Raw genomic sequence first — 15,911 nt, 5'->3', positions numbered from 1 at the left:
CGACAGCCATGCCAGAAACCAGCCGCAGAGGACTGCTCTTCGGCACCGCGGCCGTCTCCGCGGGAGCCTTCCTCACCGCCTGCACCAGCAACGAGCCCAAGGAGAAGGCGGTCGCCCAGAGCAACCAGCCCGCCGCCGACGACAAGCCGGGGACACCCGTCACCATCGGCTTCGCCGGCCCTCAGGCCGACCACGGGTGGCTCAACGCCATCAACGTCAACGCCAAGTCGCGGGCCGAGAAGTACTCCGAGGTGACCCTGGAGATCACCGAGGGCTCCAACGACACGGCCACCCAGATCGGCCAGGTCAAGACCCTCATCAACAAGAAGGTCGACGTCCTCGTCGTCCTCCCCGCCGACGGCAAGGCCCTCACCCAGGTCGGCCTGGAGGCCATGAAGGCGGGCATCCCCGTCGTCAACCTCGACCGCATCTTCGCCTCGCCGCAGGCCTACCGCTGCTGGGTCGGCGGAGACAACTACGGCATGGGCCTCAACGCCGGCCACTACATCGGCGAACAGCTCAAGGACAAGCAGGGCGCCAAGGTCGTCGAGCTCGCCGGCATCGACGCCCTGGAGCTCACCAAGCAGCGCAGCCAGGGCTTCGCCGACGCCCTCAAGAACTACCCCAACGTGAAGCTGGTGGCCCGTCAGGCGGCCGACTTCACCGTGGAGTCGGGCCAGGCGAAGATGGCGCAGCTGCTGCAGGCGCAGAAGCAGTTCGACGCCCTCTGGAACCACGACGACGACCAGGGCGTGGGCGCGCTGCGGGCCATCCAGCAGGCCGGCCGCGACGAGTTCATCATGGTCGGCGGAGCCGGCGCGAAGTCCGCGATGGACGCCATCAAGGCCGACAACAGCGTCCTGAAGGCGACCGTGCTCTACCCGCCGACCATGGCCGCCTCCGCGATCGACCTGGCCCGGGCACTCGGCCAGAACAAGGGTGTCGCGGGCCTCTCCGAGATGGAGATCCCGACCTCGCTCACCCTCTACTCCGCCGTGGTCACCAAGGAGAACATCGACCAGTACCTGCCGACGGGCTTCAGCTGATCCCGCACCACCGCCGCCACCGAACCACCGACGAGGAGGAAGTCCGCATGGCCCGTAGGGAAGAGACGGAGCAGGAGACCGGAGCACCGCCACCGACGGCGACGCTCGGGGTCGGCATGGTCGGATACGCGTTCATGGGGGCCGCCCACTCACAGGGGTGGCGCACCGCGGGGCACGTCTTCGACCTGCCGGTGAGACCGGCTCTCGCCGCGATCTGCGGACGCGACCGTACGGCCGTCGAGGCCGCCGCCGCCCGGCACGGCTGGGCGGCGGCGGAGACCGACTGGCGTGCGCTCATCGCCCGGGACGACGTGCAGCTGGTCGACATCTGCACGCCCGGCGACAGCCATGCGGAGATCGCCATCGCCGCACTGGAGGCAGGCAAGCACGTGCTGTGCGAGAAGCCGCTCGCCAACACGGTCGCCGAGGCGGAGGCCATGGTGGAGGCCGCCGAGCGTGCCGCCGCTCGCGGCCAGGTGGCGATCGTGGGCTTCAACTACCGCAAGGTGCCCGCCCTCACCTACGCCCGCAGGCTGATCGAGGAGGGAAGGCTGGGCACCCTGCGGCACGTGCGGGCCACCTATCTCCAGGACTGGCTCGTCGACCCCGAGTCGCCGCTGACCTGGCGCCTCAAGCGCGAGCACGCCGGGTCCGGCGCGCTGGGCGACCTCGGGGCGCACATCGTCGACCTCGCCCAGTACCTGGCCGGTGAGCCGCTGGTCGGGGTGTCGGCGATGAGCGAGACCTTCGTCCGGGAGAGGCCTGTGCTCGCCGGTCCGGGCACGGGGCTCTCGGGCTCCGCGGACAGCGCGGTGCGGGGGACGGTCACCGTCGACGACGCGGCCCTGTTCACCGGTCGCCTCGCGTCCGGTGCCCTGGCCTCCTTCGAGGCGACCAGGATGGCGGCCGGGCGCAAGAACGCCCTCCGCCTGGAGATCAACGGCGAGCTGGGGTCGATCGCCTTCGACCTGGAACGCCTCAACGAGCTCTCCTTCCACGACCACACCGAGCCGGCCACCACGGCGGGCTTCCGGCGGATCCTCGTCACGGAGCCGCAGCACCCCTACCTGGAGGCGTGGTGGCCGCCGGGCCACGGCCTCGGCTACGAGCACACCTTCGTCCACCAGGCCAGGGACGTGGTGTGCACCATCGCCGAAGGACGTCCGCCCGTGCCGTCGTTCGCCGACGGACTCCAGGTGCAACGGGTGCTCGCCGCGGTCGAGGAGAGCGCCGCCAAGAACTCCGTATACACCCCTGTGCCCTTCTAGGAGGTCGCGCGCATGCCCCGTCCCTTCACACTCTTCACCGGCCAGTGGGCCGACCTGCCCCTGGAGGAGGTCTGCCGGCACGCCCGTGACTTCGGCTACGACGGCCTCGAACTCGCCTGCTGGGGCGACCACTTCGAGGTCGACAAGGCCCTCGCGGACCCCGGCTACCTCGACGGGCGGCGGCAGCTGCTCGACAAGTACGGCCTCAAGTGCTGGGCGATCTCGAACCACCTGGTCGGCCAGGCCGTCTGCGACAACCCGATCGACGAACGCCACCAGGGCATCCTGCCCGCCCGCATCTGGGGGGACGGGGAGCCCGAAGGCGTACGACGCCGGGCCGCGAAGGAGATCGCGGACACCGCCAGGGCGGCCGCCGCGTTCGGCGTGGACACCGTCATCGGCTTCACGGGCTCCTCCATCTGGCACCTGGTCGCGATGTTCCCGCCGGTACCCCCGCACATGATCGAGCGGGGTTACGAGGACTTCGCGGAGCGCTGGAACCCGATCCTGGACGTCTTCGACGCCGAGGGGGTGCGCTTCGCCCACGAGGTGCACCCCAGCGAGATCGCCTACGACTACTGGACCACCCACCGGGCCCTGGAGGCGGTGGGCCACCGGCCGGCGTTCGGGCTGAACTTCGACCCGAGCCACTTCGTCTGGCAGGACCTCGACCCCGTCGGCTTCCTCTACGACTTCCGGGACCGGATCTACCACGTGGACTGCAAGGAGGCGCGCAAGCGGCTCGACGGCCGCAACGGGCGCCTCGGCTCGCACCTGCCCTGGGGCGACCCGCGGCGCGGCTGGGACTTCGTCTCCGCCGGACACGGTGACGTGCCCTGGGAGGACGTCTTCCGGATGCTGCGGTCCATCGGCTACGAGGGCCCGGTCTCCGTTGAGTGGGAGGACGCCGGCATGGACCGGCTGACCGGTGCGCCGGAGGCGCTGGCGTCGCTGAAGCGCTTCGACTTCGACCCGCCCAGCGCGTCCTTCGACGCCGCGTTCGGCGGGGGCGACTGACCCGGGGCGGGGCCCTCCCCCAGCGCTCGGGGAGGGCCCCGCCCGCCGTGCCCGTACCTCCGGACACCCTCGGGGGCCGTGCGCGTCCGCACCGTCCGGGCCACCGCGTCCGTCCCCTCCGGCCGGACAGGTCCCCGGAGGAGCAGCCCCTCCCGGCGGCCGCAGCAGGAGGCCGGGGGGCGGTTCGGCATGCCCGGACGCACCTTTGTCCTTCCGTGGGAAAAAGTTCAACGCAGTAGCTGCGCAAGGGCTTTCCGTGCGGGACGAACGCGGCTACGGTCCCATGCGTGTACACCACATGACTCGCGTCACCGGAGCCGCACGGCTCCGATGACGAGCGCGGCAGTCCCCGCGCGGAACGGCAGAAACGCACCCGCCCGAACAACCGGCACACTCCGGAGGACGCACGTGCACAGAAGCAGCAGAAGGCTCCGCGCCCGAAAAACACTCGCACTCCTCACCGGCGGCCTGCTCGCCGCCGCCACGCTCAGCCTGGGCTCCTCGCCCGCCACCGCCGACGCCCCCAGTGCCTCAGCCGCGCAGGACGCCGCCGAGGACTTCCAGCAGGTCACCCTCGCCAAGGGGGCGGCCGAGACGGGCGAACCCATCTCGCTGGCGGTCCTCCCCGACCGCAGCGTGCTGCACACCTCGCGCAACGGCGAGCTGCGGATTACCGACAGCGCGGGCAACACGCGCATCTCCGGCACGCTCCCCGTGTACTCGCACGACGAGGAAGGCCTCCAGGGCGTCGGGATCGACCCCGACTTCGCGGAGAACCGGGCGATCTACCTCTACTACGCGCCGCCGCTGGACACCCCCGCCGGCGACGCCCCGGAGAACGGCACCGCCGCGGACTTCGCGAAGTTCGACGGGGTGAACCGCCTCTCCCGCTTCGTCCTCAAGGAGGACGGGACCCTCGACAACGCCAGCGAGAAGAAGGTCCTCGACATCCCGGCCACCCGTGGCATCTGCTGCCACGTCGGCGGGGACATCGACTTCGACGCGCAGGGCAACCTCTACCTCTCGACGGGCGATGACTCCAACCCCTTCGCCTCCGACGGCTTCTCGCCGCTGGACGACCGGGCGGACCGCAACCCGGCGTTCGACGCGCGCCGCACCGCGGGCAACACCAACGACCTCCGCGGCAAGATCCTCCGTATCAAGGTGGCCGGCGACGGCTCGTACACCGTGCCGGACGGCAACCTCTTCGCCCCGGGTACGGACAGGACGCGCCCCGAGATCTACGCGATGGGCTTCCGCAACCCCTTCCGCTTCAGTGTCGACAAGGCGACCGGCATCCTCTACGTCGGCGACTACGGCCCCGACGCCGGCGCGGCCGACCCGAACCGCGGCCCCGCGGGCCAGGTCGAGTTCGCCCGAGTGACGAAGCCCGGCAACTTCGGCTGGCCCTTCTGCACCGGTGACAACCAGGCCTTCAACGACTACGACTTCGCCACCGGAACCTCCGGCGCGCGCTTCGACTGCGCCGCCCCGAAGAACGACTCGCGCCACAACACCGGCCTCGTGGACCTCCCGCCGGCCCAGGCCGCCTGGATCCCGTACGACGGCGCGTCCGTCCCCGAGTTCGGCACCGGCTCCGAGTCCCCGATGGGCGGTCCCGTCTACCGCTACGACGCCGGCCTCGACTCGCCGGTTAAGTTCCCCGAGGAGTACGACGGCGACTTCTTCGCCGGCGAGTTCGGCCGGCAGTGGATCAAGCGCATCGAGCAGGACGGCGACGGAGCCGTGACGTCCATCAACGACGTCCCGTGGACCGGTACGCAGGTGATGGACATGGCCTTCGGCCCCGACGGGGCCCTGTACGTCCTGGACTACGGTCTCTCCTGGTTCGGTGGCGACGAGCACTCGGCGCTCTACCGCATCGAGAACGCCACCGGGGGCCGCTCACCAATCGCGGAGGCGAGCTCGGACAAGACGTCCGGTGTCGCGCCGCTCAAGGTGAAGTTCTCGTCCGCGGGCACGACCGACGGTGACGGCGACGCACTCACCTACGCGTGGGACTTCGGCGACGGCGGGAAGTCCACCGCGGCCAACCCCGCCTACACGTACAAGAAGAACGGCACCTACACCGCCACCGTCACGGCCAAGGACCCGACGGGCCGCACCGGTTCGGCGAGTGTCCACGTGACCGTCGGCAACACCGCGCCCACCGTCGTGCTGGACACCCCGCTCGACGGCCGGCCGTTCACCTTCGGCGACGATGTGCCCTTCAAGGTGACCGTCACCGACCCGGAGGACGGGACGGTCGACTGCGACAAGGTCGAGGTCAAGTTCACCCTCGGACACGACAGCCACGGCCACGACATCACCACCGAGCACGGCTGCGAAGGCACCATCACGACGGCCATGGAGGGCGGCCACGACCCCAACGCCAACATCTACGGCGGCATCTCCGCGTCCTACACGGACGGCGGGGGCGGCGGCCAGGCCGCACTGACCGGCCGCGATCAGGCGAAGCTCCAGCCCCGCCACCGCCAGGCCGAGCACTTCGACCGCTCCTCCGGCATCACCACGCCCAGCAAGACCAGCGCCCACGGCGGGCGGACCGTCGGCGACATCCACAACGACGACTGGATCTCCTTCACCCCGTACATCCTCGACGGCTCGACCAAGCTCACCGCCCGTACGTCCTCGGCGGGTGCCGGAGGCTTCCTCGAGGTGCGGGCCGGATCACCCACGGGCAAGATCCTCGGCTCCGCGCCGGTCCCGGTGACGGGCAGCTGGGACTCGTTCCAGGACATCGACGTGCCACTGCGCGGCGCACCGAAGAAGGCCACGGAACTCTTCCTCGTCTTCAAGGGCGGGAGCGGGGCGCTCTACGACGTGGACGACTTCGAACTGTCGAACAGCCCCGTGGACAAGACCGCCAAGCGCGTCCTCGTCTTCTCCAAGACCGGCGGCTTCCGCCACGACTCGATCCCCGCCGGCGTCGCCGCGCTCAAGGAGCTCGGCAAGGACACCAACATCACGGTCGACTCCACCGAGGAGGCCGGCCAGTTCACCACCAGCAACCTGGCGCGTTACGACGCCGTCGTCTTCCTGTCGACGACCGGTGACGTCCTCAACGCCGACCAGCAGAAGGCGTTCGAGAACTTCGTGGCCACCGGCGGCGGGTACATGGGGGTCCACGCGGCCGCCGACACCGAGTACGACTGGAAGTTCTACGGCGGGCTGGTCGGGGCGTACTTCTCCTCGCACCCGCAGATCCAGCCGGCGACCGTGCGGGTGGAGAACCACGACCACCCGGCGACCGCGCACCTGGACGAGGCCTGGGACCGCACCGACGAGTGGTACAACTACCGCACGAACCCCCGGGACAAGGCCCAGGTCCTCGCCACGCTGGACGAGACCAGCTACACCGGCGGCACCATGAAGGGCGACCACCCGATCGCCTGGTGCCAGGCCTACGAGGGCGGCCGCTCCTTCTACACCGGGCTCGGTCACACCAAGGAGTCCTACGCCGAGCCGGCCTTCCGCCAGCACCTGCTGGGCGGCCTGCGCTACGCCTCGGGGCAGGTCAAGGCCAACTGCAAGCCGGACACCGGCTACCGGTCGATCTTCAACGGCAAGACGCTCGACGGCTGGAAGCAGGCCGGTCCCGGCAAGTTCACCGTCGCCGACGGCGAGCTGCGCTCCGAGGGCGGCATGGGCCTGCTGACCTACCAGGCCAAGGAGCTGAAGTCCTACTCGCTGAAGCTCGACTGGAAGATGGCGGGCGACGACAACTCCGGTGTGTTCGTCGGCTTCCCCGAGTCGGACGACCCGTGGTCCGCGGTGAACAACGGCTACGAGGTCCAGATCGACGCCACGGACGCGGCGGACCGCACGACCGGGGCCGTCTACACCTTCAAGTCCGCCGACCTCAAGGCCCGTGACCGCGTCCTGCGGCCGCCCGGCCAGTGGAACAGCTACGAGATCAAGGTCCAGGGCGAGCGCCTCCAGGTGTTCCTCAACGGTGTGAAGATCAACGACTTCACCAACACCGTGCCCGCCCGCAGTCTGAAGGACGGCTTCATCGGACTCCAGAACCACGGGGCCGACGACCAGGTGTCCTTCCGCGACATCCAGCTGAAGGAACTGCCCTCGACGTAGGGCGGCCACCTCCTGCACCGACGGTGGGCGGGGAAGTCCACTTCCTCCCCGCCCACCGTCCACCACCCCTCTACATCCCCCAAGGGAGGCAGCCCGTGACCGCACATGCCGTCCGTACCGGAGTCTGGTTCATCGGAGCCCGTGGATCGGTCGCCACCACCGCGACCGCCGGATGCGCGGCCATCGCGGCCGGTCTCCACCCGCCGACCGGCATGGTCACCGAGACACCCCCCTTCGCGGACATCGGGCTGCCACCCCTGAACTCACTCGTCTTCGGCGGCCACGACACCCTCGACTGCCCGCTGCCCAAGCGCGCCGAGGCCCTCGCGGCCGGCGGGGTGCTCCCGCACGGGCTCCCCTCGGCGGTCGGGGCCGAACTCGCCCGCGCCGACGCGGAGATACGCCCCGGCGGGCCGCTCGCCGGTGACGCGCGGACCGACGAGGAGCTCGTCAGCGCCTTCGCCGCGGACATCGAGGACTTCGCACGCCGCCACGAGCTGGCCCGCACCGTCGTCGTCAACGTCGCGTCGACGGAGCCCGCACCCGCCGAGGACGACGACCGGCTCCCGGCCAGCTCCCTCTACGCTGCCGCCGCGCTCCGCGCAGGCTGCGCGTACGCCAACTTCACCCCCTCCACGGGACTGCGCAGCCCCCTCCTCCGGGACGCCGTCGAAGCCGCCCGGCTTCCCCACGCCGGACGCGACGGCAAGACGGGACAGACCCTGCTCCGCTCCGTACTCGCCCCGATGTTCGTCCAGCGCGCGCTGCCGGTGCGGGCCTGGTCGGGCACGAACCTGCTGGGCGGCGGCGACGGAGCCGCGCTGGCCGACCCCGCCGCGGCGGCCGCCAAGAACGCGGGCAAGGAGCGGGTGCTGGCCGACACGCTCGGAGCCGCCCCCGAGGGCGAGGTCCACATCGACGACGTCCCGGCGATGGGCGACTGGAAGACCGCGTGGGACCACATCGCCTTCGACGGCTTCCTCGGCTCGCGGATGATCCTGCAGACGATCTGGCAGGGCTGCGACTCGGCGCTCGCCGCGCCCCTGATCCTGGACCTGGCCCGGCTGCTCGCCCGCTCCCACGAGGCCGGCCTGACCGGCCCGCTCCCCGAACTGGGCTTCTACTTCAAGGACCCCGACGGCGGACCGGCCGCGCTGTCCGAGCAGTACGCCACTCTGCTGGCCTTCGCGGGCCGTCTGCGGGCCGGCCGGTGAGGCCGCTCCGGCCGGCCGCCGAGACGGCCGGGACACCCCGGGTGCCCGGAGCCCGGCCCCTGGCCGCGGTCCCGGCGCCGCGGCCCTCGGACGGCCTGTCCGGTACGGGCGGGACTGCGCCCGCACCGGACAGGCCCCGGACCGGCGGGCGGCTGCGCGCCTGGGCGGAACTGCTGCGCGTGTCCGCGCTGTTCAGCGTGCCCGGCGACGCCCTCGCCGGGGCCGCCGCCACCGGCCGCCGCCCCGGACGCGGCACGGCGCTCGCCGTCGGCGCCTCGCTGTGCCTGTACGAGGCGGGCATGGCCCTCAACGACTGGGCGGACCGCGAGGAGGACGCCCTGGACCGCCCGCACCGCCCGATCCCCTCGGGCCGAGTCGCCCCGGGCGCGGCCCTGGCGGCGGCCGGCGCCCTCACCGCCGCGGGCCTGGCCCTGGCGTCCCGTGCCGGCCGCCCGGCCCTCGCGGTGGCCTCGGGCCTGGCCGCCACGGTCTGGGCCTACGACCTGCACCTGAAGCACACGAGGCTGGGCCCGGCGGCGATGGCCTCGGCCCGCGCCCTGGACCTGCTGCTCGGCGCCACGGCGACGGCGGGGCCCGCGACCCCGCAGGGGACGCCTCCCGCCGCCCCCACGGCACCGGGACACGGGGGAGCGGCTTCGCACGCGGCCGGCTCCGGCGGCAGCCCGGCCGCCGCGCACCCCCGCCCGGGCACAGGGAGCACCGGCCCCGCGCGCGCTCTGCGCTCCGCGTTCCCCTCCGCGCTCGTGCTCGGCGCACACACCTACGCCGTCACCGCGGTCTCCCGCCACGAGGCCCAGGGCGGATCCTCCGCCGCGCCGTCGGCCGCGCTCGCCGGGGTGGCCGCGCTCGGAGCGGCCGTCCTGCGCGGCCGCCCGGCACGGGGCGGAGGCGGCGACGTACCGGGAAGCCCCGTGAAGACGGGCAGTGCCGAACGGCTCCTGCTCCCCGCCTTCACCAGCGCCTACCTGCGTACCTCCGCGATCCCGCTCCTCCACGCGGCACTGAATCCCTCCCCGCCCCTCACCCAGCGCGCCGTCGGCGGCGGCATCCGGGCGATGATCCCGTTGCAGGCCGCACTGGCCGTCAGGGCGGGGGCACCCGTCAACGGGCTGGCGGCCATGGGACTCGTCCCCCTGGCCCGCGCGCTCGCCCGGAAGGTGAGCCCCACATGACGCTCCGCTTCGGCTACGGCACCAACGGACTGACCGACCTCCGGCTCGACGACGCCCTCGGTCTCCTCGCCGACCTCGGCTACGACGGCGTCGGACTGACCCTCGACCACATGCACCTCGACCCGATGGCCCCGGACCTCGCCGCCAGGACCCGCCGGGTGGCCGGCAGGCTCGCGGACCTGGGCCTGGGCGTGACCATCGAGACCGGGGCACGGTACGTCCTGGACCCCCGGCGCAAACACGGCCCCTCCCTCCTCGACCCGGACCCCGAGGCGCGTGCCGCGCGGACGGCGCTGCTGGTCCGCGCCGTCGACGTGGCCGCCGAGCTGGGCGCGCACGCCGTGCACTGCTTCAGCGGCATCACCCCGCCGGACACCGGCACCGACACCGCCTGGGAACGGCTCACGGAGGCCCTGACCCCCGTGCTGGACGCCGCCGGGGCCGCGGGCGTCCCCGTCGCCATCGAGCCGGAACCCGGCCACCTCCTCGCCACGCTCCAGGACTTCCACCGGCTGCGCACCCTCCTCGGAGACCCCGGGCCGCTCGGGCTCACCCTCGACATCGGCCACTGCCAGTGCCTGGAACCCGCACCGCCCGTCGAGTGCGTGAAGGAGGCCGCCCCCTGGCTGTGCCACGTACAGATCGAGGACATGCGGCGCGGGACGCACGAACACCTGCCCTTCGGCGAGGGCGAGATCGACTTCCCGCCGGTGCTCGAAGCCCTGGCCGCCACCGGTTACAGCGGCCTCACCGTCGTCGAACTGCCCCGGCACTCCCACGCCGGGCCCGAACTCGCCCGCCAGTCCATCGACTTCCTCCGCGCGGCTGCCGGGACCGCCGGGACGACGAACGGAGGCGCACCGTGCTGATCGGCCACAAGGAACTCGACGGTCTGCTCCCGGGTGCGGCGAGGGCCTGGCTCGACGAGGCGCTCGACGAGGCGGCGCACGCGGCCGCCCACCCCGGCGCCGACAGCGGCACACCGCCCTGGGAACTGCGGTTCGCCTCCGCGGGCCGGCACTGCGGAGCGGAACACGCCGACTCCGTGCGCGCGCTGCTCCTCGTCGAGGCGCGGGCCGGGCTGGCCGCGGTCACCCGGCTCTACGAACAGGGCACCGCGGCCGAGCGGCGGGCCGTCCTGCTCACCCTGCACCGGCTCGATCTCGGGGCCCGGGCACTGCCGCTCGTCGAGGACGCGCTGCGCACCAACGACACCCGGCTGGTCGCCGCGGCGGTGGGCCCCTACGGCGCGGCCCACCTCGACGCCCACGGCTGGCGGCACGCCGTACTCAAGTGCCTGTTCACCGAGGTCCCCGTCGAGGCCGTCGACCGGCTCGCCGCCCGCGCCCGGGGCGACGCCGAACTCGCCAGGATGCTCGGCGACTTCGCCGCCGAGCGCATCGCAGCGGGACGCGCCGTACCCCCCGGCCTGCTGACCGTCCTCGAACTCACGGCCCCCGGCCCCGCCCCCACGGAGGAGTCCTGATGCGCATCTTCGACCCCCACATCCACATGACCTCCCGCACCACGGACGACTACCAGGCGATGTACGACGCCGGGGTGCGGGCCCTGGTGGAGCCCTCCTTCTGGCTCGGCCAGCCCCGCACCTCGCCCGCCAGCTTCTTCGACTACTTCGACGCCCTCCTGGGCTGGGAACCGTTCCGCGCCTCGCAGTACGGCATCGCCCACCACTGCACGCTCGCCCTGAACCCCAAGGAGGCGAACGACCCGCGCTGCACCCCCGTCCTGGACGCGCTGCCCCGGTATCTCGTCAAGGACTCCGTCGTCGCGGTCGGGGAGATCGGCTACGACTCGATGACGCCCGCCGAGGACACCGCCCTCGCCACGCAGCTCCAGCTCGCCTCCGAGCACGGTCTGCCCGCGCTCGTCCACACCCCGCACCGCGACAAGCTCGCCGGGCTGCACCGGACCATCGACGTCGTCCGGGAGTCCGACCTCGCCCCCGAGTTCGTCCTGCTCGACCACCTCAACGAGACGACGGTCGAGGACGCCCTGGACAGCGGCTGCTGGGCCGGGTTCTCCATCTATCCCGACACCAAGATGGACGAGGACCGGATGGTCTCGGTCCTGCGCAACCACGGCAGCGACAGGATCCTCGTCAACTCGGCGGCGGACTGGGGGAAGAGCGACCCGCTGAAGACACGCAAGGTCGCCGACGCCATGCTGAAGGCCGGCTTCGACGAGGACGAGGTCGACAAGGTGCTCTGGCGCAATCCCGTCGCCTTCTACGGCCAGAGCGGCCGGCTCCAGCTCGACACCACGGCTCCGGGACAGCTCCACGAGGGAAACTCCATCCTCCGCGGCGGGGAGTGAGCCATGCGCTTCCGCCACCCGGACGGCTCCGTCGTCCACCTCTCCTACTGCACGAACGTGCATCCGGCCGAAACCCTCGAAGGGGTGCGCGCCCAGCTGCGCGACCACTGCGAACCCGTACGCAGACGGCTCGGGCGCGACCGGCTCGGCATCGGCCTCTGGCTCGCCCGGGACGCCGCGCGCGCCCTGATCAACGACCCCGCGGCACTCCGCTCGCTGCGCGGAGAGCTCGACCGGCGCGGCCTGGAAGTGGTCACCCTCAACGGCTTCCCCTACGAGGGCTTCGGCGCCCAGGAGGTCAAGTACCGGGTCTACAGCCCGGACTGGACCGACCCCGAGCGCCTCGCCCACACCACGGACCTGGCGCGGCTGCTTGCCGCCCTGCTCCCCGACGACGTCACCGACGGCACCATCTCGACCCTCCCGATCGCGTGGCGCACCCCCTTCGACGACGACCCGACGGCCGCGGGCACCGCGCGGAAGGCGCTCACGGTGCTCGCGCAGCGGCTCGACGCGCTCGCCGAGCTGACCGGCAAGTCCATCGGGATCGGCCTCGAACCCGAACCCGGCTGCACGGTCGAGACCACCGCCGACGCCATCGCGCCCCTGACGGCCGTCCGGCACGAACGCATCGGCATCTGCGTCGACACCTGTCACCTCGCGACCTCCTTCGAGGACCCGGACACCGCGCTCGACGCCCTCGGGGCGGCCGGCATCCGCGTGGTCAAGGCGCAGCTCTCCGCCGCGCTGCACGCGGAGCACCCGCACCTGCCCGAGGTCCGAGCCGCTCTGGGCGCGTTCGCGGAACCCCGCTTCCTGCACCAGACCCGCGCATCGACCGCCGCCGGGCTCCGGGGCACCGACGATCTGGAGGAGGCGGTCTCCGGCGGGGCGCTCCCCGACAGCACGCCCTGGCGCTCGCACTTCCACGTACCCCTGCACGCACCGCCCGCGCCTCCGCTCACCTCCACCCTGCCCGTGCTCCAGTCCGTGCTGACCCGGCTCGTCGGCGGCGCGGTGCCCCTCACCAGGCACCTCGAAGTCGAGACGTACACCTGGCAGGCGCTCCCCGCCGAACAGCGGCCGCGCACCCGCACCCAGCTGGCCGACGGCATCGCCGCCGAACTGACCCTCGCCCGCGACCTCCTCGTCGACCTCGGGCTGAAGGAGCTCCCATGACCGCGCCGGATACCCGCCCCACTCCGCTGCTCGTCCTCGACGTCGTCGGACTCACCCCCCAACTGCTCGCGCACATGCCGAACCTGCGGGCCATGGCCGGGTCGAAGGCGCCGCTGTCCACCGTGCTGCCGGCCGTCACCTGCGCCGCCCAGTCCACCTTCCTCACCGGCACGATGCCCTCCGAGCACGGCATCGTGGCCAACGGCTGGTACTTCCGGGAGCTCGGCGACGTCCTCCTGTGGCGGCAGCACAACGGGCTCGTCGAGGGCGACAAGCTCTGGGACGCCGCCCGGCGCGCGTACCCCGGGTACACCGTCGCCAACATCTGCTGGTGGTACGCAATGGGCGCCGACACCGACTGGACCGTCACCCCCCGGCCCGTCTACTACGCCGACGGCCGCAAGGAACCCGACTGCTACACCAGGCCCCCGGCGCTGCACGACGAACTGACCGAGAAGCTCGGCACCTTCCCCCTCTTCCACTTCTGGGGTCCCGGTGCGGACCTCGTGTCCTCGCAGTGGATCATCGACGCCACCCGGCACATCCTCGCCACCCGCAAGCCCGACCTGGCGCTCTGCTACCTCCCACACCTCGACTACGACCTCCAGCGCTTCGGCCCCGACGACCCGCGCTCCCACCGTGCGGCGGCCGACCTCGACCGTGCCGTGGCGCCCCTGCTCGACGACGCGAGGGCCCAGGGCCGCACCGTCGTCGCGCTCTCCGAGTACGGCATCACCCGGGTCGACCGCCCCGTGGACATCAACCGCGCCCTGCGCCGGGCCGGCCTGCTGGAGGTGCACACCCAGGACGGCATGGAGTACCTCGACCCGATGACGTCACGCGCCTTCGCCGTCGCCGACCACCAGCTCGCCCACGTCTACGTGCGCAGGCCGGAGGACCTCGACGCCACGAGGGAGGCGCTCGCGGACCTGCCCGGGATCGCCGAACTCCTGGACGACGAGGGAAAGAAGGCCAACCACCTCGACCACCCACGCTCCGGTGAGCTGGTCGCCGTCGCGGAGAAGGACGCCTGGTTCACGTACTACTACTGGCTCGACGACGCCCGCGCTCCCGACTTCGCGCAGCTCGTCGAGATCCACCGCAAACCGGGCTACGACCCCGTGGAGCTCTTCATGGACCCCCAGGACCCCTACGTCCGGGTCAAGGCGGTCTCGGCGGTGGCGCGCAAGAAGCTCGGCATGCGCTACCGCATGGCGGTCGTCCCGCTCGACCCCTCACCCATCCGCGGCAGCCACGGCCGCCTCCCCACGAGCGACGACGAAGGTCCGCTCATCCTCTGCTCCGCCCCCCACGCGTTCACCGGCCGAGTCCAGGCCACCGAAGTGAAGTCCCTGCTCCTCCAGCTCGCCGGACTGCACTGACCATCCGCCCGCCCGCACATCCACAGGGAGATACGTGATCATGAGCCGCACCCCGAAGGACCCGGAACTCGCGAGCAGACTCAGCCGCCGCAACATCCTGGGCGTCGCCGCAGGGACCGCCGCCGCCACACTCATCGGCGGCGCCGCGCAGGCGGCGACCCCGCAGAGCGCGCAGGGCAAGGGCCACGGCCACGGACACGGGCACGGCAAGGGCCGCCCCGTCCTGCCCCCCGGCCGCCTCGGCATCCAGCTGTACAGCCTGCGGGACAAGGTCTCCACTCTCGGCTTCGCGCCGGTCTTCGCCGAACTCGAGAAGTACGGTTACGACGAGATCGAGTTCGCCGGGTACACCCAGGGCTCGGCGGGGGCCATCACCCTCGCCCAGCTCAAGAAGCTGGCCAAGGACCACGGGCTGAACCCCATCGGGAGCCACGTCGGCTACTCCGACGACAACAACCCCGGCGCCTACACCTTCGCCCAGAACCTCACCAAGGTCCTCGACGACGCCGAGGCCCTCGGCCTGAAGCACATCGGCACCGCCTCCGGGCCCTTCCGCTACGGCTCCACCGTCGACGGCTGGAAGCGCGCCGCCGAGGACTTCAACACCTACGGTGCCGCCGCCCGCAAGCGAGGCATGAAGTTCTACCAGCACAACCACGCGGAGGAGTTCTCCTTCGCCACCGACAAGCCGAACGTACGGCTCTACGACGTGCTGCTCGCCGAGACCGACCCCGACCTCGTCTACCTGGAGATGGACATCTACTGGGCCTTCTGCGCCCAGTTCCGCTTCGGCAAGCGGGCGGACGGCACACCGGCGCCCTTCAACCCCATCGACTACGTGCTCAAGCAGCCCGACCGCTACCCGCTCTTCCACGTCAAGGACGGCACCCGCAACGACGCCGCCCGCGACGGATACGACATGACCGACGTCGGCGACGGCGACATCGACTACAAGAACTTCCTGAGCCGGGTCACCGCGCGGACGCACCGGGGCCGCACCTACCACCACTGGCAGACCGAGCACGACAACCCGGTCGAGTCCTTCGCCTTCGCCCGCAAGTCCAGCGAGCACCTGCACTCGCTGCGCGAGAGCCGCTGCGGCGACTGACACCCGACAGCACACACGTGTGGGGCCCGGTTCCAGGAACCGGGCCCCACACGTATG

12 protein-coding genes are annotated in these 15,911 nt (G+C 71.9%); all 12 read left to right on the top strand.

Features of this window, described 5'->3' with window-relative positions; translation table 11 throughout:
* Positions 1–8 precede the first annotated feature (8 nt).
* On the top strand, positions 9–1,046 hold the full coding sequence (locus tag ACFYY2_RS13765) for a substrate-binding domain-containing protein (protein WP_388741552.1): 1,038 nt from the start codon (positions 9–11) through the stop codon (positions 1,044–1,046).
* A gap of 47 nt (positions 1,047–1,093) precedes the next feature.
* A complete protein-coding gene (locus ACFYY2_RS13760; protein ID WP_388741549.1) occupies positions 1,094–2,314 on the top strand; it encodes a Gfo/Idh/MocA family protein in 1,221 nt (406 codons plus the stop codon).
* A 12-nt stretch (positions 2,315–2,326) separates the two neighbouring features.
* On the top strand, positions 2,327–3,331 hold the full coding sequence (locus tag ACFYY2_RS13755) for a sugar phosphate isomerase/epimerase family protein (RefSeq protein WP_388741547.1): 1,005 nt from the start codon (positions 2,327–2,329) through the stop codon (positions 3,329–3,331).
* A 408-nt stretch (positions 3,332–3,739) separates the two neighbouring features.
* Positions 3,740–7,444 (top strand): ThuA domain-containing protein, encoded by a 3,705-nt coding sequence (locus ACFYY2_RS13750; RefSeq protein WP_388741544.1) that lies wholly within the window; start codon positions 3,740–3,742, stop codon positions 7,442–7,444.
* 95 nt (positions 7,445–7,539) lie between these two features.
* Complete coding sequence (locus ACFYY2_RS13745) at positions 7,540–8,658, top strand: inositol-3-phosphate synthase (RefSeq protein WP_388741541.1); 1,119 nt, start codon at positions 7,540–7,542, stop codon at positions 8,656–8,658.
* 41 nt (positions 8,659–8,699) lie between these two features.
* Positions 8,700–9,851, top strand: coding sequence for an SCO3242 family prenyltransferase (locus ACFYY2_RS13740; RefSeq protein ID WP_388741538.1), 1,152 nt, complete (start codon positions 8,700–8,702; stop codon positions 9,849–9,851).
* Positions 9,848–10,720: a sugar phosphate isomerase/epimerase family protein gene (locus ACFYY2_RS13735; protein ID WP_388741535.1), complete on the top strand. Its 873-nt coding sequence runs from the start codon at positions 9,848–9,850 to the stop codon at positions 10,718–10,720. The genes ACFYY2_RS13740 and ACFYY2_RS13735 overlap by 4 nt, the downstream gene beginning before the upstream one ends.
* Positions 10,714–11,337: an EboA domain-containing protein gene (locus ACFYY2_RS13730; protein WP_388741533.1), complete on the top strand. Its 624-nt coding sequence runs from the start codon at positions 10,714–10,716 to the stop codon at positions 11,335–11,337. Before ACFYY2_RS13735 ends, ACFYY2_RS13730 begins: the two co-directional genes overlap by 7 nt.
* Complete coding sequence (locus tag ACFYY2_RS13725; RefSeq protein WP_388741531.1) at positions 11,337–12,185, top strand: TatD family hydrolase; 849 nt, start codon at positions 11,337–11,339, stop codon at positions 12,183–12,185. Before ACFYY2_RS13730 ends, ACFYY2_RS13725 begins: the two co-directional genes overlap by 1 nt.
* 3 nt (positions 12,186–12,188) lie before the next feature.
* Positions 12,189–13,364, top strand: coding sequence for a metabolite traffic protein EboE (gene eboE / locus ACFYY2_RS13720; RefSeq protein ID WP_388741528.1), 1,176 nt, complete (start codon positions 12,189–12,191; stop codon positions 13,362–13,364).
* Positions 13,361–14,746, top strand: coding sequence for an alkaline phosphatase family protein (locus ACFYY2_RS13715; RefSeq protein WP_388741525.1), 1,386 nt, complete (start codon positions 13,361–13,363; stop codon positions 14,744–14,746). The genes eboE and ACFYY2_RS13715 overlap by 4 nt, the downstream gene beginning before the upstream one ends.
* Positions 14,747–14,786: 40 nt before the next feature.
* Positions 14,787–15,854: a sugar phosphate isomerase/epimerase family protein gene (locus tag ACFYY2_RS13710; RefSeq protein ID WP_388741522.1), complete on the top strand. Its 1,068-nt coding sequence runs from the start codon at positions 14,787–14,789 to the stop codon at positions 15,852–15,854.
* Positions 15,855–15,911 lie beyond the last annotated feature (57 nt).

The organism is Streptomyces sp. NPDC001822 (assembly GCF_042892135.1).
GTDB lineage: Bacteria > Actinomycetota > Actinomycetes > Streptomycetales > Streptomycetaceae > Streptomyces.
Note: the sequence above shows the minus strand (reverse complement) of the source record. Positions and strands in the feature narration are given on the sequence as shown.

What these genes read in the sequence shown, in the direction of transcription:
- ACFYY2_RS13765 (WP_388741552.1), top strand. Translation starts at nt 9, where the DNA reads ATGCCAGAAACCAGCCGCAGAGGACTGCTCTTCGGCACCGCGGCCGTC.
- ACFYY2_RS13760 (WP_388741549.1), top strand. Translation starts at nt 1,094, where the DNA reads ATGGCCCGTAGGGAAGAGACGGAGCAGGAGACCGGAGCACCGCCACCG.
- ACFYY2_RS13755 (WP_388741547.1), top strand. Translation starts at nt 2,327, where the DNA reads ATGCCCCGTCCCTTCACACTCTTCACCGGCCAGTGGGCCGACCTGCCC.
- ACFYY2_RS13735 (WP_388741535.1), top strand. Translation starts at nt 9,848, where the DNA reads ATGACGCTCCGCTTCGGCTACGGCACCAACGGACTGACCGACCTCCGG.
- ACFYY2_RS13725 (WP_388741531.1), top strand. Translation starts at nt 11,337, where the DNA reads ATGCGCATCTTCGACCCCCACATCCACATGACCTCCCGCACCACGGAC.
- eboE (WP_388741528.1), top strand. Translation starts at nt 12,189, where the DNA reads ATGCGCTTCCGCCACCCGGACGGCTCCGTCGTCCACCTCTCCTACTGC.
- ACFYY2_RS13715 (WP_388741525.1), top strand. Translation starts at nt 13,361, where the DNA reads ATGACCGCGCCGGATACCCGCCCCACTCCGCTGCTCGTCCTCGACGTC.
- ACFYY2_RS13710 (WP_388741522.1), top strand. Translation starts at nt 14,787, where the DNA reads ATGAGCCGCACCCCGAAGGACCCGGAACTCGCGAGCAGACTCAGCCGC.